Below are 24,018 nucleotides of genomic sequence, written 5' to 3' on the forward strand. Positions count from 1 at the left end.
AGGCTCTGCAAGCTCCTTTGCATGTGGCAGTCGCTTTTTTTGCTCCTTCGCCGACAGCGGCTGGCACTCTCTGGCATCCCCCTCCCAGGGCTTGGTACCCCTCAGCAGGCAATGGCCATCCCTCTCTCTGGCTTTCTCTCCCCTGCCCAAGACCACCACAAGCGACTTTGAGCGGGAAGACCAAAATCTGGCTTTTTAGTGCAGTGCCCCAAGGTAGTTGAGGAGAAGAGTCTGGAGATCGTCCTGCACGTCCCCATCAAGCCATTGCTCTAGCGCAACGCGCAGGATAGCCACATGAGTCGCCACCAACAGGCGAAGTTGGCCATACTCATACGTCCCTCCCGCGCGTTCCTGGAGGAGATCACAGAAAGCCGTTTCGGCCTCCAAAAGGGCATAGAGGTAGAATGCAGCCACCGATGGAACCTGGCGGGCGATCTGATAGCGAAGCAGGAAACTGTGGCGCTGTTGCTGGTAGAGCTGAGCAATGTGCAACACGGCAGCTCTTAGCGCCATGCGCGCAGCCTCATCCTCTGACTGCACCTTCGGCAGGGTACGCAGATACTCTAGCCCGGCCCTCATGACGGTGCGCGTTGGCCCCAGTAAAACTTCTTCCTTAGATGGAAAGTAGCGGAAGAAGGTGCGTGGCGAGATCATGACTGCTTCGGCAATGTCTTGAATCGAGGTCTGCTCGTAGCCACGCTGCAGAAAGAGTTTGAGCGCAGCCTGCTCGATCGCTTCCTGAAGCAGGCGCTTCTTGCGCTCCCGTAGGCCAGGCTGCCCAAGCTGATTCTGTTGCGAAATGGCTGTATCACTCATTTCCTTTTGTCTTTCATTGACTTTTGTCAGTTAGTGACATTATAATGCGAACAAGCGGCGTTGACAACCAGCCCGCACGTGCACTGACGCCGCAGCTCTGGCCGTCAAGCGCCGCCTGGATCTGGCAACGAGCAAGGATGGCTCAGCGTTTCTCTTCCAATTCCCACTTTCTGATGTCTCAGCTTAGCAGAGAAGGAGTAAGCAAGAGATGATGCGCTTCGAGCAACAGGTCGCCGTGGTGACAGGAGCCGCGTCGGGCATCGGTCGCGCACTGGTGCAGCGCCTGACTAGCGAAGGGGCTGCGGTGGTCGCCGTCGATATTGTCGAGGAGCCGTTGCAGGCACTGGTGGCGGAATTGCAAGGGCAGGGGGCAAAGCTCTGCGCCTGCCGCGCCGATGTGGCTTCGGAGAGCGGCGTTGAGGCCATGCTGACCACTGCTACCTCGACCTACGGGCGGCTCGATATCCTGTGCAATAATGCAGGGATCATGGATCTCATGACACCCGCCGCCGAGGTCCCCTTAGAGTTGTGGGAGCGCGTGCTGGCTGTGAACTTATATGGTCCTTTCTTGGCCTGTCGCCGGGCTATTCCGCTTTTTCTGGAGCAGGGCGGCGGCACGATTGTGAACACGGCCTCCGAGGCTGGTCTGCGCGGTGGCGCCGCCGGTACCCCTTACACCGTCTCCAAGCACGGCTTGATCGGCCTGACCCGCAGCATCGCCTTCCACTATGGTGAGCGTGGTATCCGCTGCAACGCTGTTTGCCCGGGCGCGGTGGCGACAGCCATTGGCCTGGGACAGGGGGCGCCAAGCCAGTCTGGCCTGGAGCGCGTTGGGGCTTTTATTCATGCCAGTGCCCCTTCGCGTGTAGCTACTCCCGACGAGATCGCTGCGGCCATCGCTTTTCTGGCCTCCAAAGAGGCAAGCTACATTAATGGGGCCATTCTGCCCGTCGATGGGGGCTGGCTAGCGGCCTGAGCTATGCCTCCGCCGAAGAGCCGTCGGAGCCCGGCAGCTCTCTAGCTCCGGCGGCTCCTTTCTTTGCTCTCTCCCCTTCTGGGTAGTGTCAGGCGAAGGGCATTATCCGCACCGGTTGATAGATAGATGCTTACCCTCTTCCCCAAACTGATCGTATTTGCTCATCTGTCGCCTTCAGCCAGCCAGAGAAGGGCGCTGCCGGCCATCAAGCATGGCTCATCAACAGGATGCATATGGTATGATTCTTTCAGTAGAAGACTGAGCGCTTCTCATTGGACCTGGGGGAGCTCGGGCAACCGGGCTGAGAGGGCCCCTGTCAGCGGGGCCGACCCCTCGAACCTGACCCGGGTAATACCGGCGGAGGGAAGGGTCCGTCTGGCCGCCCAACCCGCTGCCGGTTCCCCTTCAGGTCAGTCTCAGACAATGACCGGAGGTGGAACAGTGCCAACTCAGCTTGAGCAGGCCCGTCAGGGCCAGATTACCGAGGCAATGGCCTACGTGGCCCAAGCCGAAGGTCTCCCCGTTGAAGCAATCCGCGAGAAGGTCGCTGCCGGCCTGGCAGTTATTCCAGCCAACCCCAATCATCGCACCCTCTCTCACTTCACCGCTATCGGCCAGGGCCTCCTGGTAAAAGTCAACGCCAACCTTGGTACCTCCTACGACTATGTCAATCTAGCAGAGGAGCGTCAAAAGCTCGCACTGGCCCAGCAGGCTGGCGCCGATGCCGTCATGGATCTCTCGACCGGTGGCGATATTCCCGCCATTCGTCAGACGCTGTTGGGGTCCTGTATTGTTCCCCTGGGCACCGTTCCGATCTACGAAGCCGAGTTTCGGGCGGTGCGCGAGAAGGGTTCTTTTCTCAAGATGAGCGCCGATGAGCTGTTTGAGACGATTGAACAGCATGGCAAGGCAGGCGTCGATTTTATTACTGTGCACTGTGGGGTGACGCGTCAGAATCTGGAGCATTACCGGCAGGCGGAGCGCGTGACAGGGATTGTTTCGCGCGGCGGGGGCCTGCTGGCGGCCTGGATGCTGGAGAACGGAGCCGAGAATCCGCTCTACGAGCATTTCGATTGGCTGCTGGAGATCGCTCGCCAGTATGATATGACGTTGAGCCTGGGCGATGGCCTTCGGCCTGGATCGCTTGCCGATGATCTTGACGGCGCCCAGGTGGGCGAGTTGATTATCCTGGGGGAGTTAGTCGAACGAGCGCGGCGCGCAGGCGTACAGGTGATGGTTGAAGGTCCGGGCCATGTGCCCCTCAGCGAAGTGCAGACCAATGTCCAGCTGCAGAAGAAGCTCTGTCGTGGTGCTCCTTTCTACATTCTGGGCATGTTGCCCGTTGATACCGCTGCCGGCTTCGACCATATCGCCGGAGCGATCGGTGGGGCGCTGGCAGGCATGCACGGGGCCGATATGCTCTGCTATCTGACGCCGGCTGAGCATCTGGGTCTGCCTAACCCGCGCCAGGTCTACGAGGGAGTGGTGGCTTTCAAAATCGCCGCCCACGCCGCTGATGTAGCTCGTGGCCACCCCCAGGCTCTGGCTCGCAACCGTCAGATGTCGGAGGCTCGCTATCGTCTCGACTGGGATACCCAATTTCAATTGGCGCTCTATCCCGAAGAGGCACGGCGCATCTTCGCTGAGCGCGCTTCCAAGACGCGGGCCTGCTCAATGTGTGGGCCATTCTGTCCGATGAATCTTGTTGAGCATGTGCTGCGTCGACAGCAACGGGACGGTAGCCCGCATCCACAGGCGGCGGAGCAGCTGGTCCGCTGAGGGGTTACATCTGAGCCGCTGCGGTCCCAATTGGAGGCAGATCCTGTTGTCGTCCTGCCGCGCTTGAAACTCCATGGGAGCGGCTCAAGAGAAGCAAGATAACATCGCTTCTTTGAGTCGCTCCCGTTTAGAGTTCAATCTGTCCAGGTCCAGTCGCGTATCTCAGGCATATCCTCCAGGTGCTCACGGATATAGCGATGGTGTTCACGCAGCCGCTCCTCGCATTCGCGCACGAGTGGCGCTGTGAGATGGCGCAGGCGTGGCGTGTGCTCCATCGCTAGCAGGCAGAGATGGTAGCGGCTGACTTCGTTGAGGACGACCATATCAAAGGGTGTGGTCGTGGTTCCCTGCTCGTTGTAGCCGCGGACGTGGAAGCGGGCCGGATTGGGGCGCCCGTGTACGAGCTGATGGACAGCGCGCTGATAGCCGTGAAAGGCGAAGATGACAGGCTTCTCCTCAGTAAAGTGGGCGACGAAGGTTGCATGGTCGAGGCCGTGCGGGTGCAGCTCGGGAGGATAGAGTGTCATCAGATCGACGACATTGACGACACGTACTTTGAGCTGCGGGAGCCGGCGGCGGAGCCACCAGGCGGCGGCCACGGTCTCCATTGCCATGACGTCTCCGGCGCAGGCAAGCACGACATCCGGTTCGTTATCATCCTCGTTGCCTGCCCAGGGCCAGATCGAGAGGCCGCGCCGGCAGTGCTCAATGGCTTCGGCCATGCTGAGATACTGCAGATGCGGCTGCTTGTCGATCACGATCAGGTTGATGTAGTCACGGCTGCGCAGGCAGTGGTCAGCCACCGAGAGCAGGCAGTTGGCGTCAGGCGGCAGGTAGATGCGGGCGATGCTCCCCCGGCGCGAGAGCAGGGTATCGATGAGGCCCGGCCCCTGATGGGAGAAGCCGTTATGATCGTTGCGCCAGCAGGTGGAGGTGAGCAACAGGTTGAGCGAGGCAATCGGTGCGCGCCAGGAGAGGGCTCGGGAGCCTTCGAGCCACTTTGAGTATTGGATGATCATAGAGTCGGCGATCATCGCAAAAGCCTCATAGGTGGCGAACAGACCATGCCTGCCGGTCAGGAGGTACCCCTCTAACCAGCCTTCGCAGAGATGCTCGCTGAGCACTTCCATGACGCGCCCATCCGGCGAGAGATGGTCATCGATGGGCAGGATGCGTTCCAAAAAGGTCCGGTTCTGGACGGCAAAGACGTCGCCGAGACGGTTGGAGTTGGTCTCATCAGGGCAGAAGTAGCGAAAGTTGGCCTGCTCCGCGTTCTCCTTGAAAATGTCGCGGAGAAAGACCCCAAGCGGACGAGTGTTGCTATAGTAGCTGGTAGCCGGTTTGGAGACTTCGAGCGCGTAGGAACGGAAATCGGGCAAGCGCAGGTCAACGAGCAGTTTGCCACCATTAGCGTGAGGATTGGCGCCCATACGGCGCTCGCCCTGCGGGGCCAGAGCCGCTAATTCGGGGCGGAGGCGTCCGCCTTCGTCAAACAGCTCTTCGGGGTGATAGCTGCGTAACCAGTCCTCCAGCAGCTTGAGGTGAGCCGGTTTCGTCCTGACCTCCTCCAGGGGAACCTGATGCGCGCGGAAGGTCCCTTCAACGGGGATACCATCGACTTCCTTGGGGCCGGTCCAGCCTTTGGGCGTACGAAGGACAATCAGCGGCCAACGCGGTACGCCACTGAAACCCTGGGTCCGGGCCTGCTGCTGGTAGCTGCGGATCTCGTGATAGCAGTGATCAAGGGTTTCGGCCAGGGCCCGATGCACAGTGAGCGGGTCGTCTCCTTCGACAAAGTAGACGCGGTAACCGTGTCCCGAGAAGAGCTGTTCGATCCGCTCGTCGCTGGTGCGACCCAGAACCGTCGGACCGGAGATCTTGTACTCGTTGAGGTGCAGAATAGGAAGCACGGCTCCGTCACGGACGGGATTGAGAAATTTGATGCTTTTCCAGGACCCTTCGAGGGGACCAGTTTCGGCTTCGCCATCGCCGACAACGGCAGCTACAATCAGATTGGGATTGTCGAAGGCAGCGCCGAAGGCATGGGCCAGCACATAGCCTAACTCGCCCCCTTCGTGGATGGAGCCAGGAATGGGAACGCCGACGTGACTGGGCACGCCGCCAGGAGTAGAGAACTGGCGAAAGAGGCGACGCAGCCCTTGCTCGTCCTGGCTTACTTCCGGGTAGATCTCTGAATAGGTCCCTTCAAGGTAGACGTTGGCGATCACCGCCGGACCACCATGTCCGGGTCCTGCCAGAAAGATCATATCGACGTCATAGTCTTTGATCAGGCGATTGAGATGGACGTAGATGAGATTCAAGCCGGGCGAGGTGCCCCAATGCCCCAACAACCGGGGTTTGATGTGCTCGGGTCGCAGTGGCTCCTTGAGCAAGGGATTTTCCTGGAGGTAGATCTGCCCTACAGTCAGGTAGTTGGCGGCACACCAGTACTTATGCATCAGTTCTAGCTGCTGCTGGCTGAGTGTACGCGCCCCGGCAGCGGTCGACATGCTTCCCTCCTCTGTTCAGTGACAAACAAGGCAAGAATACCCACTTGACATTCATTCGTTATTCTGGCAGCTTTTGCAGCGATCGTCGCTCGAGGTCACAGCCGTGGTCATCCTCGGGGTACAGCCAGTGAGCTGCGCCCGCTTTCTTTCTGAGCATAGCAAGAGCCTCTCACAGCGCACTCACAGCAATCCTGCTCCTTCTCACAAGAACGGCACAGGGCCACACAAGAAGCAGAGGCACAATAGTAACAGTTATCTCCGTTCTGTCACAGGTACGACTGGGCCACGCAAAAGGTGTCGCTGCGGTCCATGCGCTAGACCGTGTTCTGTCCCCAGAGCGAGAGAGCCAGGCGGTTAAGCAGGAAGAGCGCCATCAGCATGCTAGCGAGCAGGTAGCATTGTCGATGCCACAGAGGCAGAGCAGCCAGGCCGAAGAGAGCCAGCTCGACCAGCAGCCGCCAAGGGATCAACCAGGAGGCAGCGAGCCTTGGGAGCTACGAGTAGGCCCCAGACAAGCATTGCGAACAGGGGCAGGGCCAGCCCCAGGAGGAAGCTGAGTGGGAGCGCCAGACTGGTGGAGCTGGCTCCCCAGTAGCTCAACGTCAGGATCATGGCCACTTCCAGCAGGAAGCGCAGAGCACGGTTACATTCTTTGAGAATGTCAATCATGACGATGGTAATAGTTTCCCGCCCCTGGCCTGGTGCACCAGGCCAGAGAAAAGGGGGATCAGGCAAAGTGCAGCGTGGTGCCAACGCTGGTCTGGATATAGGCCGCGGGCAAAGCGCGAGCCAGTTCGTGAGTCGCGCGCCAGCCGGTACAGTGCCCAGGCACAATGACACTGGGTCCAATCGCCTGCAGTTCGGCGATGGTACGCGGGATAATCGGCTCGAAGACGGCACCGCTGAGATGCAGGCCGCCGACAAAGGCGTAGACGGTCTCGATGCCGGTAAGCCGCCGGGCATGCTGAAGAATGTTGATGACCCCGGCGTGGCTGCAGCTAGAGAGGACCACCAGGCCGCGGTTTTTGAGATGGCAGACAATAGCCTGATCATCCCAGACCCAGATATCGGGCTCCCAGCCGTGGTCGGTACGCGCTTGTTGCAAGGGGAAGCCTTTTTCAAAATCGGTGACGCGCTCAACTTGACCGGTCACCAGCACGGTTCCATCGAGCAGCAGCGAGGGACCTCGTTCTTCGATGATGGTAACACCTTCGCGATCGAGATCGGCCTGGCTCGGTGGGGGCATATGGATTTCGGTACCGGTTGGGAAGACGATGCGTCGGTAGCGCCAGGCATCGGGATGGAGCAGCAAGGGCAGACCGCGCTTCCCCAGACGGCGTACGACGCCCTCTAACCCACCGTGATGGTCGGCGTGACCATGTGAGAGCACGATAGCCCGTAGATCAGCCGGACGCACCTCCAACACATCCATGTTGTGCAGGAGGGTGCTGCGCCCAAGCCCGGCATCGTAGAGTAGAGAGGCCCGCCACCCATTGCGCACCACTGTGAGCAGCAGGGCATAGCCGTGCTCGGCAATGAGCTGCTCGCGCTCGGTCCAGTTTATGGCCAGGGGGGCCCGCTGAACCATCTCATTGCCGGGCAGCAGGACATCGACACTGTTATCTACGAGAATCGTGACGTCGATCGTGTCGACCGGGGGCAGCGTCACCTGTTCGCTCATGAGTAGTGCTCCTTTGGCGCAAAAGTAGCACGATGGCTTTTCTCCTGGTTTGATCGACTGGATGCCTTCTCTCCTCGACTGGACCGGACTGGGTTGCATCTTCGCCGCTGCTCTGCTCGCCCGTTGTTGCCAGCTCAGACAAGCTGGTTTCAGAATACAGCAGAAATGTGGACGACTGCAAGCCAGGGGTGGAGGAGGAGCGCGCACCAACCTGGTCAAGGGGGCTGTTTGGCTTTGTGTGGTCTGACATGGCGCATGGGCAGGTCTCTGATACCCGCTCCGGCGGACGGACACTCGCTAGCGGTTGCGTGCTGACCAGTTCTCGAGCGCAGTGCAGCGAGAAAGGCCGTTGAGAAGCAACAGACGAGCTTTTGGCGCTTGAGATGGCAGGCTTGACGAGAGACGGAGAGTGTGGTATGCTGCAAAGGACACATGGAAGCGAACTGTCAAAGCCGCTGCCCATGGTTACGGGCAGCGGCTTTTTTTGGCACGCCGTTCTTTGTCATTCAGCGGCTCCGCGCCGACGCTGCCCCTACTCTGCTAGGCTCAGGTCGCACGCTCCCGCGCCTATAGCCTTTTGCCGTCTGGTAGCTTGCAGATAAGAGCGCTGTCAGACGAGTCCCAATGCATTTCCCACCACAGAGAAATGCGCGTAAGGAGACTATCTACATGATTAACCCTGGACAGGACCAAATCCTGGTCTGCCGCGAGTGCGGCCAGGAATTCACCTTTACCGTTGGAGAGCAAGAGTTTTTTGCCAGCCGTGGCTTGACCAATACACCCAGCCGCTGCCCCAGCTGTCGGGCAGCGCGGAAGGCGAGCGGTGGGCGTCGTGGCCGTGGCTACGGGCGTGAGGAGCGCCAGATGTATACGGTGACCTGCGCTAGCTGCGGTAACGAGGCCCGGGTGCCGTTCTTGCCCCGCGATGATCGCCCCGTCTATTGCAGCGATTGCTATCGTCCCCAGGAGTCGTACGGGCGCGGCCAGGGCCGCCGCGCGCGCTGGTAAGGCGGGCCGAGATGAGCGAAGTTCGCCTGAACCCTGACGAGTCCTTTGAGGTCGCCCTTAAGCGCTTTAATCGCAAGGTTTTGAACGCTGGTATTCTGGCCGAGGTGCGCCGCCGCAAACATTACGAGAGCCGCAGCGATCGCCGCAAGCGTAAGGCTGCTGTGGCCCGCCGCCGCCGCCGCCGCCATACACGCACACGCCGCTAGCTCCATACACGGTCAAGAGTGCCTGACTGGTCATCCATAGAAGACTCAGCAATAGCAGCAGTAGAAGAGCTGTCCTTAACAAGCGCTCGCTCTTCTACTGCTTGTCGCAGATGCAAGCTAGAGGCACAGTCTTGCTGAAGGCTCCCCCTTCAAGCGAGTGCTCATCTAACAGATGCCTATCTGCAGGATCTCACTCCTACTCTTTTTGATTGAGTGTGTAGGCATAGCGATAGGCTGCAGAGAACTCGTATAAGGAAACTGGGCCGAAAACGCTAGCATTCAGCTGCTGGCCGATCAGGACCGCAAGCCCAGCAGGAAGTGATGAGAAGAGATGGATATGGGCAATGCCTTGGCTGCGCAGGCGGCGCAGGTCACGTCCAATCTGACGGGCAATGGCCAGGGCATGATTGCCATCCCTTACCCCTCGGGTGTGGTCTACTCCCTCCGGCATCGAATAATGGATGAAGCAGCTATAGTCAATCTTATTCCCTGCCTGTTGCATGTATACCTTTACATCATTTTCAATATTATTCGATATGGAAATAGCCACTACCGCTGTCTGGGGATCTCCCTCCTGAATGCTCTCATCACAGGTAAGAGGGGAAGAATCGCTCTGCGGCCCTTCGTTATCCCAATACTGCTGTCTTGCTTCATCACGTACTTGCAGCCTCATTCCCTGGAAAATGAAGCCGAACAGGTAGGTCAGCGAATAGACTGCTTTAATCGGAACTTTTAGACTTTCTCCAGAGCCTGGACCAATAGCCGTGAGCAGTCCTTCGATATCCTGCAGAGCGGGAACAATAAGATCCTGCCATTCAGCGACCGTAGGGACACGTCGCACATCCCTATTCTCGTCTTCAAGGAAAAGCCTCCTGGCATCAACCGACAGATCGAGCCGAGGGCTGCCCTCTCCAAAAACAAAGGTGCGTAGCCCAATCCAGATTTCATGGTTCTCCCCAGCTCTCACGCGACGCTGGCGAAAGGCCTCGCGCAGGATCTTGCGCGCAAGCGAGCGTAGCTTGCCGCTCACTACCTCCTGCTGGCTCACCTCCGGCTCAGGCTCGTCCGCAATAAAATTCGTCAGCTTCCCGAGACTGACCTTTGCCAGGGCGTTCTGCACTCTTTTCCGGCTGACCCCCTGCAGGATCACAACTATAGGAAACCCCAGCTCGCTTTCGTGGCGCGTGAGGGCAGCGTGTGCCTCGGGTAGCCAGAGCTGCGGCTTCTTGAGGGCTTCGGGTGTGAGATAGAGCAGGTAGGCATCGGCTAACTCGCTCACGGCCCGCTCTGCGGCTTTTTCACGGAGGCCGAGAAAGGGCAGGTCCTCGCTGTCGCGGTGCCAGAGCTTGAGGCCGCGCAGGCGCAGCATGAGTTCTAGCTGTTCGCGGTTTTTTCCGGCATCGCCAGCAGAGCTGATGAAAACGGTGGCCGGTCTGGTCGGGTCCTGTTCCTGCTGGGATCGATGAGCCTCGGATTGGCCAGCATCCATCGTCGTCCTCTCTTTCTCCTCTGTTCCAGAGCCTGCGTCGAGGGCTTCCCAGATTTTCCGAATCTCCTCAGCTATTTCTTTCCATGCTTTATTGCGATTATCTCCCTCTCGCTGGGCGAGGGCCTCCCCATTGCGCGGCAAGAGTTGCAGCTCGGCCAGGTCAGTGCCTCCGAGATCCACGGTCTTGTATAAGATTGGAATAAGTTCAGCCTCGCCACTCGTTGCTCGTTTCAAGGCCATGCTGGCCACTTCTCCCATCGAAAACAAGAAATCAGGGCTGATAAGCATGATGATCAGCTTCGCCTGATTGATCAGCTTGCTCTGCTCCTGCTTCGGCGGTTTTCCTGGTAGGGTATCTTGAATATCTCTTATCCTATTAAGATTATATAAGTGTTTGCTTAGTTCCTCAAAACCACGCTTATCCTCACTGGCATACAAGCAAAGAATTTCACCAGCAATCGACTGACTCGCTCCCATAAGAAGATCTCCCTTCTACTAGGCAGAATCGCGCGTCTCAGCAATGCGCTTGCGGGCGTTCTCGGGCAGGTCGAACCACCCGGCTTTGTCAGGATAGTAGTATTCGACGTCGGGATCAGGCGGCCAGCGCCAGATACGGCGCAGATCCTCCATTGCCAGCCGCTGCAAGTGCTCGCGTTTGAACTCTTCTACCAGCTCGTCGATAAACTGCGCCAGGGCCTCGCCCTGCAGTTGCTCTCTGCCGTCCTGACCACGCGCACTGAAACTGTAGCGCCGTGCATAGTCGATCAACTCCAGACGCAGCGGCTCCAGAGCAATCGAGCCAAGGCCCAGCGGCTTGGCGTAGCCGATCTTGTGACACATGCCCTCTTCGAGCACAATGGCCAGCAGCAGCGCGCCCAGCTCGTCGCGCTCCAGATTGGTAAAGTCGAGGCGAGCGTAAAAGACGGTGTCGTAGTCCAGCGGGTGAATGTAGCGGTTGGCCGGTTCCGCGCGCGTGAAGTAGACATAGCCGCTCGCCTGCAAAGGTTCCCTGTCAGGATCATGGTGGAAGTAGAACTTGCGCCCGGCGATGTAGCGCTCTTGCTCATCGAGGTAGAAGGCACGATGATGCGGCTTTGGCTCAACCAGGGGCTGGGTATACATTGGCTTGTAGAGAGCCACCGTTTCCGGGTCGGCCTGAGCATCGCCGATATTCACTTTGCCCATGAAGATGCTTTCCCGCTTGTGCTCTTTGAGCGAGCCAAAGATCCGGCAGGCGATGCAGAGATGGGTATCGTCCTGGCAGTGCAAGAATTCAGGCCTGACTTTATCCTTATACACCGCCTTATAGCGACCCCGCTCGCCTGTTTTCTCCTGCTCATAGTTGCCATCGAAGAGCGTCAGGCAGCCGTTGCCCAGGGTTTCGACCAGGCTGCGCAGCAGGCCCTTGAGCGAGGTGCCGGGAATGATGTAGTGGCCAGTCCTATCCTGGATGAAAGGTACTGGCTTCTTGGGATCTTTGATCGCTTTGCCAGCCGCAGCCAGCGAGTAGGCCGCGATAAAAATGGGAGTACGTGCCGTCAGGCGCAGCTCCAGCCTGCCGCTGTAGAGCCGTGGCAGGCCAGCGCCAAAGAGGCGGTGATGCCAGACGGGCTTACGCCGCTCCGGGGGACGGCTCCAGTCAATGCGCGCGAAATCATACGGGTTCATGAGCGACCTCCCCTGATCTCTGTGGGCAATGGCTCTGCTTCTAGACCGGCAAAGCGAAAGTAGGCCGTCGCCCCATCTGCAGGGTCGTAGTAGGAGTAGACTTTCAGCGTTACCCGTTTTGCCGTCGGGAGCAGCTCGGCAGGATAGAACAAGGGCCGCGGAATGCGCGTGGTGAGAAAGAGGCGCGGCTCCTCTTCAGGTGCTACCCCTACCTCTTGCGGATGCAGGCGACGGGGACGCTCCCCGAAAAGATAGTATTGCGTCGAGCGACGCTTGAGACCTTCCACCGGGCGCGAGCTTGCCTGCAGATGTTCGGCCAGCAAGTGCGCCTGTCCCAGGTAGACCACGCGCAGCTCCCCCTCGCTGCCATCCCAGCGCAATTCTCCCTCTTCGCAGAAGACCCGTCCCCAGGTATAGGCAGCCCACGGAAGCGGGTCCCTCTCCACTTGCAGCACCTCGCTCAGCCGGGCGAAGCGCACCAACAGACGCCGCATTTGTCGATTATCATCCACAACCCTGTCGGGCAGATGCTCGCCAAGAAAGAAGGCGTTTGCAGGAAAGGGCTTGACAAGCTGTTTGAGATCAGCGTGCGCCACGGATGTGCTGGCGACCACCTCGCTACGATTCCGGAGGCCACGCTCAGGAGATGGCGTCTCGCTCATGCACGTCCTCCTGCTGCTAATGCCGCGCGCATCGCCGACTCATCTGGCCATTCCTGGATGCGGCGAATAAAGTGCTGAATGGCCTCCTCGCGGAGCTGGGCCAGGGCTTGATCGGTGAAGACGCGCAGGTGACGAATACCGCGCGGGCGTCGTTCAATGCCAGCAGGAAGTTCCACCAGGTCGTCATGCCAGGTGCCGTAGCGCCCCCAGCCGAGTTCACCGATGGCTGGCTGCTCATTCAGCCAGCGCCCCAGTCCCCACAGCTCGCTGACCGGCTCGCGCGCGTCGCTGCCGCGGATGGTGGCCGTGACAAAGCCGCCAGGCCAGCCCTCTTGCTCCTCCTCGCTGATCGCTCCTTTGACCCAACCCAGGCCACGCGAGCGCCCTGAGCCAAGGCGAATCAGCCCATCCTCCAGGTCTTGCAGAACCACGAAGAGCATACCAAGCTGCCAGATCTCGAAGTTCCGCAGGTGAATCGCGCATTCAAAGGTGACCCCTTCGCTGATGACCTCCAGCTCAAATTTGGCCCCGTGGGAGGCGCCTCCGGTCAGGCGATCGATCCCCACACCGTCGCGCTGCTCGCGGATAGGAGCCGAAACGAGATAGGCATCGCCGATGGCCAGGCGCCCAATAAACCAGGTTGAACCGAAGAGGCGACAGACCGGGCAGGAGCGTGCATAGACCTCATCAGTATGGGCTTCAAGATAGCGGCGCCGCAGATCATTGTTCCTGACCTCGCGGTTGAAGCTTTCGCCGCAGGAATCACGATAGGTGCGGCGACGCTCCTCAAGATCAGCCTCCTGATCCTCGCTGCCGGCGAAGGGATAGCAAACCACGCACGGTTTCAGGCTGGCGACAATCTTCTCTACGTGGCTGCGAAAGACCCCTTTGAGCGAACTGCCAGGCAGGAACGGCTCCTGACGCCCGTTGCGAAAGGTCAGCACTGGCGTCATGTCCGGCCCGCTGACCGTAGGCAGGCCAGATTTGACGAGCAGCGGGCCGGTGGTGGTGATGCGCAGGCGCAAGCGGGCCTCATTGAGGAGTTGTTTGAGCATTGGTAACAATTCCTCCCATCTCTTTGGCTAGTTGGCGCTAAACAGCTGCTCAATCTGCTTCGCCAGGAAGTCCTCACCGTCTTCGACGCGGTGAAATTTCTCTTCGGGACTGCGCCCAAGCAGATAACGCTGCAAACGCCGGGCGCGCTCCTCGGGGCTTAGCCTACCGTTCTTACCGTCGGCGTCCTCTTCGCCTTCCAGTTCCAGGATGTAGACGCGCAGGTCGCGCAGACGGCAGGCCCCCAGGCCGCGCGAACGCTTGCCGCCGATCGATCCGAAACCGTTGACGAACTCGCTGAGTCCCAGGCTGAGCAGCCAGAGGTCCTCTCTGGTGGCGTTCTCTAGAGTGATCTCCAGGTCAAAGGCAGTGCTGGCCGGCACGACCTCGTAGTCGTACTTGAGGCGCTCCTTGGCACGCTCGCTGTCGCGCTCGATGGCGACGCCGTCGCGCAGCTGAATGATACCGTTCCATTCCTCCTCGGGAATGTAGAGGTCGTTGACATTGACTCGCGAAGCCGAGAACGGTGAGCCAAAGAGTCGACAGGTGTGACAAAGCTGCTCTAGAATAGGGAGCAGATCCAGCTCGCCCCGCTGACGCCTCTCCTCAGCTATGGTGCGCTGGCGCGCAGTCGGACAGATGTTATCAAGGCTTCCTTCCTCATGCTGGATTTGTTCTAGCTCCTCCTGCTCCCGCTCGATGAGGCCGCAGGTGCGCAGGCGCGGCTGCGGCAGCTCAGCCAGGGCAGCCACCAGTTTTTCAACCGTGCTGCGCAAGGCCCCTTTAAAGCTCGAACCCGGAATGAAAGGGATGTTCTCGGGCGTCAGGACAATCGGGCTTCGGCTGCTGTTCAGGGTGAGCTTGCCACCGCCGATGTGGAGCGCCGTCTCCATGACAAGCCGCCCTTTGAAGAGATAGCGGTTGCGCAGGCGCAGTCGGCGTACGGGATCATCTGTATAGAGCTGGTGATGAATGGCCATTATTGCTCTCCCCCGACAAGGCTCTTGTTAGTCTGCTCCTTTTGTCGCTTGTAATACGCCTGTAAGCGGCTATTTTCTGCCACCAAATGCTGAATGAATTCGGCCATCAACTGCGCCATCAGCTCCTCAGTCTGAGCACGCATGGCCTGTACCCCTCCCTGGTCATCGAGCAGATGGAACTCAGTTTTCAGGCGCTTCTTCTGCATAGATTCCATGTATTTCTTCAGATTCTGGTAAAAAATTTCTATATTTCTTTTACTGGCGGGCCAGTTACGCTCGGTCTGATGGGTGACGAAGTCACGCAGCGCCTGGTAGTTGAGGGCCAGCGAGATGGCGTGCAGGCCATTGATCTGGCTATTGGGCAGAGGCTCGCAGTCTTCCTCGTCCAGCAACTGGCGTATGAGGCTCACAGCTTCTGGATAGAGCACCTCGTCGCTCAGTAGGGCAATCCTGTTAATCTGTTCCTCTGAGAGCACGGGCCACTACCTCCTTCGCTCCGTAAAGGCCTCTAGCTCCTTGCGGCCCTCCATCGTAGAGCGCACCTCATAGTGGGCTACCATCGAGCGGATAAACTGGCGCATCAAGGAGAGATGGACACGTCGACGGAGTTGGCGGTCTTCCTCAGTTTTCTCGCCGATGCCCAGCTCCTGGCAGACTCTGTCAGCACGCACGGCCAGATCCTGCTCCAGGACGCGCAGCAAACGCTCGCCGAAACCTGTTTGAGGATCTGCCTTATCGTCCTTGAGAGGCAAGCGCCAATAGTCAAAACGGGCGATTTGCTTCTTGACATAGTCCAGGACATCGCTGCGCTTGAGCGTTCCATTGACGATAGCCTCCAGCCCGGTCATCTGCGAGCGGTGATCCTTTTTCAGAACGACCGCCGCATGGTATCCAAGGCGCTCGGCCAGCTCATAGAAGTCCGGTCTATCCGCTTCCTTACTCACGGCAATCACAATCTGAATCTCAGGGATCGCCCTGGGCTTTGTGCTCATGACCACAACACCTCAAAATGGAAAGGATCAGACACGCACACCCGACCGAAACCCTCGTTGCGACGGCGACCGATGCCCTCCTCTTCCAGGCGGAAGAGGGCTTCAATCAGCCGATCAAGGCCGGCGCCGCTGCGCTCCCAGTAAGCGAAGAGGAAGACGGAGCCACGCTCAATGGCATACTCAGCGGCGCGTGGCAGCCCCCAGAGATTGTTCCAACCCGTTACTCGACGCAGCGCTGCCGCCGTGTGAAGACAGCGCAGATCATCGCTGGTGAAAGGCGGGCCGAGCAGCTCCGCCAGAGCGGTCTCATCGATGCGCCCGCGATAGCGCAGGAACTGATCGCAGAGGATGGTCGGCGAATAGAGCGTAAGGGCAAAGTAGAAAGGCTTCTGGTCGTTGCATAGCTCATGACTGGCCAGGTAGTCCTTCAGCTTGCGATCGAAGGTCAGCAGGCGCTCACGGAAACGAGCCAAAGAGGTCGCTGCATCTTGCAGAGGAGTCAGCGTCAGCTCAACTGCGCCGAGGCCGCGTGTGCGGCCCGTTCCAATGCGCACCAGACCCGAATGGCCTGCCTCCTCGATAAAGCGCTGGAGCAAAGGGGCCTCTTCGTCGGAGGCTTTCACCAGTCCCCAGAAGCAGGTTCCCTCGTCCAGAACCTCACGATTGTAAAGGATCTCTTCCTGTACAGTTCCTCGCAAGCGGTCGATGCCAGTATGAGTCTGTAGGTGCCGCCGCCCGCGATAATCGGCCAGATGAAAGGCCCCGTTGTGTCGCGCATAACAACCGGTAATGCTCTGCATCGAGGCACTGCAGTCCTTACTAGGACAGGAGTGCAGCTTTTTAAGCGCCTTGATCGCTTGCGATTCATTGCCGGGCTGCAGAGCAAAGACAGCCCAGGCAAACAGTGTATCGCTCACGCCGTGCCCGTTCTCGTCCGCTTCCTGACCGCTATCGCTTTTAAAGCCTGGGTGCCGTTTGCAGCTTTGGGCCGTGCGCGGCAGCGGATAGACAGGGCTGAGTGCTATCTCTTGCCGGGACTTATTTTTCTTCTCTCCATCCGAGGCCAGAGGAGCGAGCAACAGGTCGGGAAATTGTACGCGCCCGCTGAGAAAGAGGCGACTGAATTCGTCACGCTGGGTCGGATAGAGCAGACGGTGCAGACCAGCCAGGCTACCAGTCAGGCTAGTGCCAGGCAGGTAGTCCAGGCAACCAAAGCCAGAGGGGGCATGATCAGCGCGAATGGCCAGCGGTGCGCGGGCTTGCAGCAGCAGGGCGAAAGCTTTCATTCTTCATCCTCCTGCGCCGTCGAATAGTACATCAGCTCGTCGAGACGCGCCAGCCAGCCGCGCCATTCTTCGGGAGGATACTCCTCACCATTGATTTCCAGATGCAGCACGTCGCAGCGACAACGCCCCTTTCCCGTTGACTTGTTGGCTCCGAGCTGCTCGACCAGATGCAGGCCCGCGAGCAAGAGCAGCAGCGAGTAAGTCGGGCTACGCGGCTCCTCATCAAGAGGCAGGCAGGTCAGCCAGCCGCGAATGGTGCCGGAGAAAGTTAGATGGCGCCGACCAAACTCGCTGGTGTAGAGGGCACCAGGGACCGCCGTGCGCGTAAGGCGCCGCAGGCGCACCTGCGTATAGGGGGTTACCAGGGCTTCGGGAGACTCTTGCAGTCCTTCCGCCGTGGATGCTGTCCCTGCAGTCGGAGCCGTCTCCGCGGTCGTCAAGAGGCGAGCATTGTCGAAGAAGAGCGTACCGGGCAACATCTGCGAGCCGAAGATGCGCGTGATCATACTCACACGTGCCCCCAGGCCACGCAAGGCCACATCGTCGTCGTGAGGAGTAGCCATAAGTTCACTCATTTCTGCCAGCTCCTCATAGGTGCGGGCCAGCTGTTCGCAGCACTCACGGACGACCCCTTTGAAGGTGGCGCCGGGCACGTAGAGCCAGCCCTGTCGATCGCGCGCGATCGTGCGATCTACCAACCCCTGACGGAAGCCGGTCCCGAAGTGGAAAGGGGTAAGGAAGGTTAGTCTGTAATCGATCGACAGACGGTCAGTCCTCGCTTTCACGCTCGCCCTCCTCTGCTGCCACAAAATCGTAGAGTTCGACCAGGTCGAGCAGCGGCGTCAGGTAGATCTCTCGCCCCGACTGACCCTGGTCTTGAAGCCGCGACCAGGGGAAAATGACACGCGGGAAACCCTGGAAGAGACTAGCGTTTTCTATCGACTGGTCCCCGCGCAGGAGATAGCGCTGACTGAAGTCATAGAGCCGTTTCAGCAGAAACTCGCGCTCTCTGTCGCGGCAGCCCTGTAGGGCCGCCAGGGCCTCGAGAACGGTGCTGGTCCGGTTCATTTTGAGCACGGCCTCGCGTAGCTGATGCAACTTGGAGCGCGGAAAACCCAGGCGCTTCGCTTCGCGAATGGCTTGTAGCAGATCCTCCAGCGCGGGGAGCCGATAGGGGCGTAGCGTGGCACGGAATTCAGTGTTGGCCTCACGCTTGCAGTAGACGGTCTTGTAGAGATAGTCAAATTCATGGGTACCGGCGCCAGCTACGACCAGGAAATTGATGCGCGTGTCGTCGCCATCTCCGGCGTCACGCCACTGGTCCACCCGGGCCTGCTTCTTAGCGAACCTGAGCGCATTCTCTGCCAGATCGTGCATCAGGCCGAAAGGATACTTCAATGGGGCAAAAACTACCCCCACTGAGAGTGTGCCCTGCTGCTTACCTGCCTTTTCACGGAAGACACGGGCCACCTCCAGCGCCACGTTAAGGGCACGATCACCGCTGGTCAGCAGCATCAGGTCGTCGCCGCCAAGCAAGAGCACATCGAAGGGAAAGAAATAGTCGCCCTTTGGCTGAGCTTCTTGTCTTGCCTGACCATTCTCCTCCTCGTTGTCCTCCTCATCCAACAGGCCCTTCACGGGGACCGGCTTGAGGTGTTCGGCGACTGCGCTCGCCAGGGCCTCGTAGATGGCATCGTCGATATCGCTGGCGAATTCTTCGATTCGTTTGAGGGTCGAGAGCTTTTCAATCCTGCTGCCCATACCGTTGCCATCGGCGTAGATCAGGCCGAGATAGTCTCTGACACTACCACTACCTCGACCACTGCTGGCAACGGCGCGCAAGGTATCGATATCACGTGGGCGCTTGGGTACGATTGGCTTACCATCTTCCAGGAAGTAATCAGGCGCTATTCTATTTAGCCGATAGATCAGGTTGGCCCAGAGTACTGCTCGCTTCGCCTCCTCGTCAGAGTCGGGGCTCACCTCCTGGGGCCTGGCTGCCATTCTCTCAATACTTTTCTTGATCTGAGCATCCTCTCTTCTCTTCTGAAGGCAGACAGGGCAGTAACGCTGCTCTTCCCCCCGAGGCTCTCTCCAGGGGCTTTGCCCGGCAGCATATGCAAGGCCGCAGGAGTCGCAGAGCTGGAGCAGCGGATGAGACGGCAAGGCCACGATGGCCGGTGGGCAATCCTTGGCGCGGCGCAGCTTGTAGCGCAGCAGGTCAAGCTGCTGGAGCAGGTTAGCCTGCCAGAGATCAGGCTCAGCCAACTCCGCTGGCAGCCGCTGCACAGCGCCCGTGACAGTAGCCCCACCCTGGGTTTCTTCGCGGTATCTGGCCTGGACTCGTCTCACGAATTCCTCTGCTTTGTCCTCAGCCAGCAAGAAGAGGCCCGAGCCGCCATTGGCATAGACCACCCGCGCGTTGGGATCGAGATCCCTGGCGATGGCTCCCATGATCTCACGGTTGAGTCGGTCGAGGATAGAGCTGGCACCCCGGATCTCTCTCAGACGATCGGTGCTGAAGACGTAGTTTTTGATACGATCGGTGTCGAGCGCTACCAGCGCATAGGCCACAGCTGCACTACCTCCTTCTGATGTCTACAGCGCTCTCTAGCTGCCCTACCCGGCAAGCAATAGGAGTATAGCATAGTTCAGCTGAATTGCATATGAGAACTTCTACTAATTTCTTTCAATAACTCTAAGGAGAGCTGGCATCAAGAAAAAAGCATCCACATACGCTGTGTGCAGCGCAGGTGGATGCTATGCTACTCCTCTCGCAAGCCCAGACGGGAGAACAATACGTCGAGAGGATCAAAGTAGTCAAATTAGCTCGTTTCAAAACCAACTTGGTCTACCTCCTTGGAGTATAGCACATCACCTGGAGAAGTGCACAGGTTTGGTACCCCAGCGAAGCCTACTTTCCTTTGAGAAGCTGGCCTCTTCTTTCCTTAGCTTCAGAAGAGAGGAGATTTCTTCCTTCCTCTCTTCTGAAGAAGACAGCCCCCACTTCGAGAGCTGCCTAGCTCTAGAGGCGCCGATGCCTTATTATATTATCAATAATACAAATGATAATTTTTATAGTTTCACATACATGTGGCTTGACCAGCTGCCAAAAGCAATTCCCCAGCGCTTGAAGCATCGATTTTACAATGTTTAATAGAACGGCCTTTACCAGAGGATGAAGCCTTTCTGGTCTTCGTCCAGAAGCATCGGGTGGCAAATCTGGCGCATTTCGCCTTGGAACCGAAGCACGCATAGGCTTACGATGAAATTCCTTAGAGAAATGCGCTAAATTTGCCTGATTTGATCTTCCCGTCGTAACACTGCTCGTTTTCTTTCTTTTCTTATTTTTCATATTTTACTCCTTTCAGGAGTCAGATTTTGAAGTGAAAAATCCTTCATATCTGACTCCATATTTATTGTCACCAATCTAGCACTCTCGGCTTCAGCTGTCAATAGCGGAAAGCGGTTCCATAGAATCAAGTTGGGCCAGGAAGACACAGATGGCAATTCTCCCCGCTGCCTGCTGAAAAGAGTACTATCCGGTAGAAACAGAACGATCCAACACTCCGGATTTCCAGTCTCAGCCTACTCTCACCTTCCCCGAGGGGGCAAAGTACGCTATCATATCAAGGCAGCCGGGAACAGCAGAGGACAACGGGGGTACCTCAGCCAGCCGCCATCGGCACTAGCAGGACCAGCCGGGCCGGGCCGGACCGAGAGCCTATGAACCAGCCAGAGAGAACACACAACAGCCATCCTCACAGACAGTACGAACGGAGAAAACCACATGAGGCATAGAGAGCATCGAGAGCGCAGCAGCCCAACAAGCATAGCGATGGCCTTGCTCATCTCCCTCGCACGCCACTTCTCCCTTAAGCGCCTGCTCCTACGCACCGTGGGGGCCATCCTCAGCGCCCAGGCCATCACCCTGATCATCCTGCAAGTCATCTCGCGTCAGCGCAAGCGCTACCTTCCCCAGGGCGGCTTCCCACACACGCGCTTTGCCGAGGTCACCATCGGACAGGACCACCTGCAGCTCTACGACTACGGGCGCGACCTCTACGACGATATGCTCGCCGCCATCGACTCCGCTCAAGAAACCATTTATCTGGAATCATATATCTGGAAAGACGACAGCGTTGGCCGTGCCTTTAAAGAGCACCTCATTCGCAAAGCCGAAGAAGGCGTTGCCGTCTACGTCATCTTTGACTGGTTCGCCAACCTGGTCGTCCCGCGCAAATTCAAAATCTTCCCTCCCACCATTCATGTGCTCCAGTACCAGGCGTTCCGCTACCCCTGGCATCTTTTCGATCCGCGACGCTATGCTCTCGACCATCGCAAACTACTCGTCGTCGACGGCAAAATCGGCTTCATCGGTGGCTACAACATCGGCGAAACCTACGCCACCAGCTGGCGCGACACCCACCTGCGCATCCGCGGGCCAGCCGCCGCCGACCTGGCCCAGTCCTTCGTCGACTTCTGGAACCAGCACGTACCCGCCTATGAACGCATCACCAGGCGCCACCCGCGCTGCTTCAACCCGCTCATCAACGTGCGCGGCACCAGCGCCATGCGCCTCATGTTCCCCATCCGCGACATGTACATCGAGGCCATCGACCGCGCCCAGCAGTTTATTTACCTCACTAACGCCTACTTTGTTCCCGATTCCATTCTGCTCGACGCCCTCAAGGCTGCCGCCCGGCGTGGCGTCGACGTCGAGATTCTCGTCCCCTGGATGTCCAACCACATCATCGCCGACTGGCTCTCGCGCAGCCACTTCAGCGAATGCCTCAAGGCCGGCATCCGCATCTTCGGCTATCGCCACATGCTCCACGCCAAAACCTGCACCATCGATGGCGAATGGGCAACCATCGGCACCGCCAACCTCGACCGCCTCAGCTCGATCGGCAACTACGAGATCAACGTGGAGATCTACAACGGCGACCTGGCCCGTCAGATGGAGGTCCTTTTCAAGTACGACAAGACCAATGCCTTCGAGCTGCGCCTCGAAGACTGGGAGCAGCGGCCCTGGTATGTGCGCCTCAGCGAGTGGCTTCTGACCCCACTGCGCTTCTTGACATGACTCCCCCACCCGCCACAGTCTTCCCGCCAGCGAGCAAAAAGAGAGCGCGCCCCCTGAGTCACTGGCAGCCTGCATCATCTGCCAGACTCAGCCGGGGCGCGCCCCTGCTCTCCACCGTCTGCTGATCAGTCTCTAGAGAAGCTGCCCCACCGCTGCCACGAATTCCTCGGTGGTCGCCCTGCCCCCCTGATCAGGAGGCAGCACCTGCCCGCGCCGATAGACCTCAGCAACGGCCTTCCTCAAGCGCCGCGCCTGCTCTCCATAGCCAAGATAGTCCAGCAACATGGCCCCAGAGAGCAGCATGGCCGTCGGGTTAATCACCCCCTTGCCAGCCAGATCCGGTGCGGAACCGTGCACCGGCTCAAAATAGGCATAGGCGGGACCATAGCAGCCACTTGGTGCCAGACCAAGCCCTCCAATGCAGCCAGCGGCCATATCGGCCAGAATGTCGCCGTGCTCATTCGAGAGCACAACCACATCGAGGCTCTCAGGCACCGCTACCATGCGCCGCGCCAGATCATCAATCAGGAACTCCTGATACTCCAGCTCTCCATAGCGACGCACCGTCTCGCGCACTATCTCGCGAAAGCGCCCATCGGTGCGCGGCTGAATCGAATACTTGGCGCCGAGCGTCACCCGTCCCGGATAGCCCTGAGCCTTGCGCTCCAGGGCCAGCTCACAGGCAGCCTGCGCCACATAGGCCATTTGCTCATCGGTGCAGATGCGCACCGCATAGGCCCCCTGACGGTCCACCGGCGGCGGCTGCCACCAAGTGCGGCTGCTCGCCAGGGCCGCCAGTTCGGCCAGGTCTCCTTCGCGCGGTGGATACATCCCCTCCAGATTGTCGCGCACAATGACAAAATCGAAATGCTCCGGCTCGCGCATCGGACTGCGATAGCCCGGCTGCCAGCGCACCGGACGAATGTTGACGCGCGTATCTTTGCCCCAGCGCAGATACCAGAGCACAGGCCGGCTTGGTCCGCCACTGGCCCCAAAGAGCGTGCACACCGCCCTGTCGATCAGCTCCTGCGTCTCCTGCGGAAAGGCCGCTCCGTAGCGCTCCTCGGCCTCACGCCCACTGCTCCCTCTGACAAAGCGCAACTCCGGCACCAGGCGCCGCAAGACCTCCACGGTGGGCCAGACTACTTCGGGCGCGGCGTCATCGCCGGCAACGACGCAGATCAGCGCCGGCTCGTCCTGAACCAGTTCCCGCCGAAAGATGGCCGCGCTCATCGCAGCGTGCCCTCACGCCGGATGTATTCGATGATGCCCCCAGCCTCCACAATGCGCGCAATAAAGGGCGGTAGCGGCTGCGCCTGAAAGCGCTGGCCGGTGGTCAGGTTGGTAATCAGACCCTGCTCCAGCTCGACTTCGGCCTCTTGCCCATCCTCACTATTGAGCACAGCCTCCTCGCAGATCAGGACAGGCAGCCCGATGTTAATGGCATTGCGGTAGAAAATGCGAGCAAAGCTACGGGCAATCACCGCCTTGACGCCGCTGGCTTGAATGGCCGCCGGAGCATGCTCGCGCGAGGAGCCACAGCCAAAATTGTGGCCGGCCACAATGATGTCGCCCGGGCGCACCTGCTGGGCAAACTCCGGCAGAATCTCACATAGACAGTACTTCGCCAGCTGCGCACGGTCGGTCGTGACATTGTAACGCCCCGGAATGATGACATCGGTATTGATATTATCACCGAGCTTCCAGATACGTCCCATGCTCTTGATCGCTCCTTCTCTCACTCTCAATCTCAATCTACAGTTGTTGCTCTACTGGACAGAGCATCTGCCCTCTCGTCTCCTTTTGCTCACCAGCACCTGCTCACA

At 59.0% G+C, this 24,018-nt stretch carries 22 protein-coding genes, 1 pseudogene and 1 riboswitch; of the genes and pseudogenes, 5 read left to right on the forward strand and 18 right to left on the reverse strand.

Annotated elements, in window-relative coordinates:
- Positions 1-195: 195 nt before the first annotated feature.
- The gene (locus tag KTAU_RS04255) at positions 196-816 is read right to left on the reverse strand and encodes a TetR family transcriptional regulator (RefSeq protein WP_151727176.1); all 621 of its coding nucleotides are present in this window, start codon (positions 814-816) and stop codon (positions 196-198) included.
- A gap of 208 nt (positions 817-1,024) precedes the next feature.
- Between KTAU_RS04255 and KTAU_RS04260 the strand changes: the two genes are divergently transcribed.
- Together KTAU_RS04260 and thiC are read left to right on the forward strand one after the other, a co-directional pair.
- A complete protein-coding gene (locus KTAU_RS04260; RefSeq protein WP_228026312.1) occupies positions 1,025-1,792 on the forward strand; it encodes an SDR family NAD(P)-dependent oxidoreductase in 768 nt (255 codons plus the stop codon).
- A 270-nt stretch (positions 1,793-2,062) separates the two neighbouring features.
- Positions 2,063-2,176: riboswitch (TPP riboswitch) on the forward strand.
- A gap of 57 nt (positions 2,177-2,233) precedes the next feature.
- A complete protein-coding gene (gene thiC / locus KTAU_RS04265) occupies positions 2,234-3,571 on the forward strand; it encodes a phosphomethylpyrimidine synthase ThiC (protein WP_228026313.1) in 1,338 nt (445 codons plus the stop codon).
- 134 nt (positions 3,572-3,705) lie between these two features.
- On the opposite strand, the gene KTAU_RS04270 is transcribed toward thiC, so the two are convergent.
- The 4 genes and pseudogenes from KTAU_RS04270 to KTAU_RS04280 form a co-directional block, all read right to left on the reverse strand.
- Complete coding sequence (locus KTAU_RS04270; protein ID WP_151727178.1) at positions 3,706-6,081, reverse strand: phosphoketolase family protein; 2,376 nt, start codon at positions 6,079-6,081, stop codon at positions 3,706-3,708.
- Between the two features lie 314 nt (positions 6,082-6,395).
- Complete coding sequence (locus KTAU_RS21865) at positions 6,396-6,551, reverse strand: hypothetical protein (RefSeq protein ID WP_228026347.1); 156 nt, start codon at positions 6,549-6,551, stop codon at positions 6,396-6,398.
- A 52-nt stretch (positions 6,552-6,603) separates the two neighbouring features.
- A pseudogene (locus KTAU_RS22305) lies at positions 6,604-6,750 on the reverse strand (DUF2568 domain-containing protein); the annotation flags it as partial.
- 58 nt (positions 6,751-6,808) lie between these two features.
- A complete protein-coding gene (locus KTAU_RS04280) occupies positions 6,809-7,762 on the reverse strand; it encodes an MBL fold metallo-hydrolase (RefSeq protein WP_069802927.1) in 954 nt (317 codons plus the stop codon).
- 669 nt (positions 7,763-8,431) lie between these two features.
- On the opposite strand from KTAU_RS04280, the gene KTAU_RS04285 reads away from it, so the two are divergent.
- Together KTAU_RS04285 and rpsU are read left to right on the forward strand one after the other, a co-directional pair.
- Entirely contained in the window at positions 8,432-8,770 is a 339-nt protein-coding gene (locus KTAU_RS04285) for a zinc-ribbon domain containing protein (RefSeq protein WP_069802928.1), read from the forward strand.
- An 11-nt stretch (positions 8,771-8,781) separates the two neighbouring features.
- A complete protein-coding gene (rpsU, locus tag KTAU_RS04290; protein WP_052887903.1) occupies positions 8,782-8,976 on the forward strand; it encodes a 30S ribosomal protein S21 in 195 nt (64 codons plus the stop codon).
- A gap of 196 nt (positions 8,977-9,172) precedes the next feature.
- Here rpsU and KTAU_RS04295 read toward each other — a convergent pair whose 3' ends face one another.
- From KTAU_RS04295 to KTAU_RS04345, 11 genes are all read right to left on the reverse strand, one after another.
- Positions 9,173-10,942 (reverse strand): SAVED domain-containing protein, encoded by a 1,770-nt coding sequence (locus tag KTAU_RS04295; protein WP_151727181.1) that lies wholly within the window; start codon positions 10,940-10,942, stop codon positions 9,173-9,175.
- A gap of 18 nt (positions 10,943-10,960) precedes the next feature.
- Positions 10,961-12,133: an RAMP superfamily CRISPR-associated protein gene (locus KTAU_RS04300; protein WP_151727182.1), complete on the reverse strand. Its 1,173-nt coding sequence runs from the start codon at positions 12,131-12,133 to the stop codon at positions 10,961-10,963.
- Complete coding sequence (csx19, locus tag KTAU_RS04305; protein WP_151727183.1) at positions 12,130-12,795, reverse strand: type III-D CRISPR-associated protein Csx19; 666 nt, start codon at positions 12,793-12,795, stop codon at positions 12,130-12,132. Before csx19 ends, KTAU_RS04300 begins: the two co-directional genes overlap by 4 nt.
- The gene (csx7, locus tag KTAU_RS04310) at positions 12,792-13,850 is read right to left on the reverse strand and encodes a type III CRISPR-associated RAMP protein Csx7 (protein ID WP_151727184.1); all 1,059 of its coding nucleotides are present in this window, start codon (positions 13,848-13,850) and stop codon (positions 12,792-12,794) included. The genes csx19 and csx7 (KTAU_RS04310) overlap by 4 nt, the downstream gene beginning before the upstream one ends.
- 27 nt (positions 13,851-13,877) lie before the next feature.
- Positions 13,878-14,828: a type III CRISPR-associated RAMP protein Csx7 gene (gene csx7, locus KTAU_RS04315; protein ID WP_151727185.1), complete on the reverse strand. Its 951-nt coding sequence runs from the start codon at positions 14,826-14,828 to the stop codon at positions 13,878-13,880.
- The gene (locus tag KTAU_RS04320; RefSeq protein ID WP_151727186.1) at positions 14,828-15,304 is read right to left on the reverse strand and encodes a hypothetical protein; all 477 of its coding nucleotides are present in this window, start codon (positions 15,302-15,304) and stop codon (positions 14,828-14,830) included. Before KTAU_RS04320 ends, csx7 (KTAU_RS04315) begins: the two co-directional genes overlap by 1 nt.
- Positions 15,305-15,310: 6 nt before the next feature.
- Entirely contained in the window at positions 15,311-15,820 is a 510-nt protein-coding gene (locus tag KTAU_RS04325; RefSeq protein ID WP_151727187.1) for a hypothetical protein, read from the reverse strand.
- Positions 15,817-17,106, reverse strand: coding sequence for an RAMP superfamily CRISPR-associated protein (locus KTAU_RS04330; RefSeq protein ID WP_151727188.1), 1,290 nt, complete (start codon positions 17,104-17,106; stop codon positions 15,817-15,819). The genes KTAU_RS04325 and KTAU_RS04330 overlap by 4 nt, the downstream gene beginning before the upstream one ends.
- The gene (locus KTAU_RS04335) at positions 17,103-17,891 is read right to left on the reverse strand and encodes an RAMP superfamily CRISPR-associated protein (RefSeq protein WP_170293048.1); all 789 of its coding nucleotides are present in this window, start codon (positions 17,889-17,891) and stop codon (positions 17,103-17,105) included. The genes KTAU_RS04330 and KTAU_RS04335 overlap by 4 nt, the downstream gene beginning before the upstream one ends.
- Positions 17,875-19,680: a Cas10/Cmr2 second palm domain-containing protein gene (locus KTAU_RS04340; RefSeq protein ID WP_151727190.1), complete on the reverse strand. Its 1,806-nt coding sequence runs from the start codon at positions 19,678-19,680 to the stop codon at positions 17,875-17,877. Before KTAU_RS04340 ends, KTAU_RS04335 begins: the two co-directional genes overlap by 17 nt.
- A 451-nt stretch (positions 19,681-20,131) precedes the next feature.
- A complete protein-coding gene (locus KTAU_RS04345; protein WP_151727191.1) occupies positions 20,132-20,461 on the reverse strand; it encodes a hypothetical protein in 330 nt (109 codons plus the stop codon).
- A gap of 435 nt (positions 20,462-20,896) precedes the next feature.
- Between KTAU_RS04345 and KTAU_RS04350 the strand changes: the two genes are divergently transcribed.
- A complete protein-coding gene (locus KTAU_RS04350; protein WP_218103975.1) occupies positions 20,897-22,192 on the forward strand; it encodes a phospholipase D-like domain-containing protein in 1,296 nt (431 codons plus the stop codon).
- Positions 22,193-22,324: 132 nt separating this feature from the next.
- On the opposite strand, the gene KTAU_RS04355 is transcribed toward KTAU_RS04350, so the two are convergent.
- Both KTAU_RS04355 and KTAU_RS04360 read right to left on the reverse strand, forming a co-directional pair.
- A complete protein-coding gene (locus KTAU_RS04355; protein WP_151727192.1) occupies positions 22,325-23,425 on the reverse strand; it encodes an isocitrate/isopropylmalate family dehydrogenase in 1,101 nt (366 codons plus the stop codon).
- The gene (locus KTAU_RS04360) at positions 23,422-23,919 is read right to left on the reverse strand and encodes a 3-isopropylmalate dehydratase small subunit (protein ID WP_069802963.1); all 498 of its coding nucleotides are present in this window, start codon (positions 23,917-23,919) and stop codon (positions 23,422-23,424) included. Before KTAU_RS04360 ends, KTAU_RS04355 begins: the two co-directional genes overlap by 4 nt.
- Positions 23,920-24,018 lie beyond the last annotated feature (99 nt).

The organism is Thermogemmatispora aurantia (assembly GCF_008974285.1).
GTDB classification, from domain to species: Bacteria; Chloroflexota; Ktedonobacteria; order Ktedonobacterales; family Ktedonobacteraceae; genus Thermogemmatispora; species Thermogemmatispora aurantia.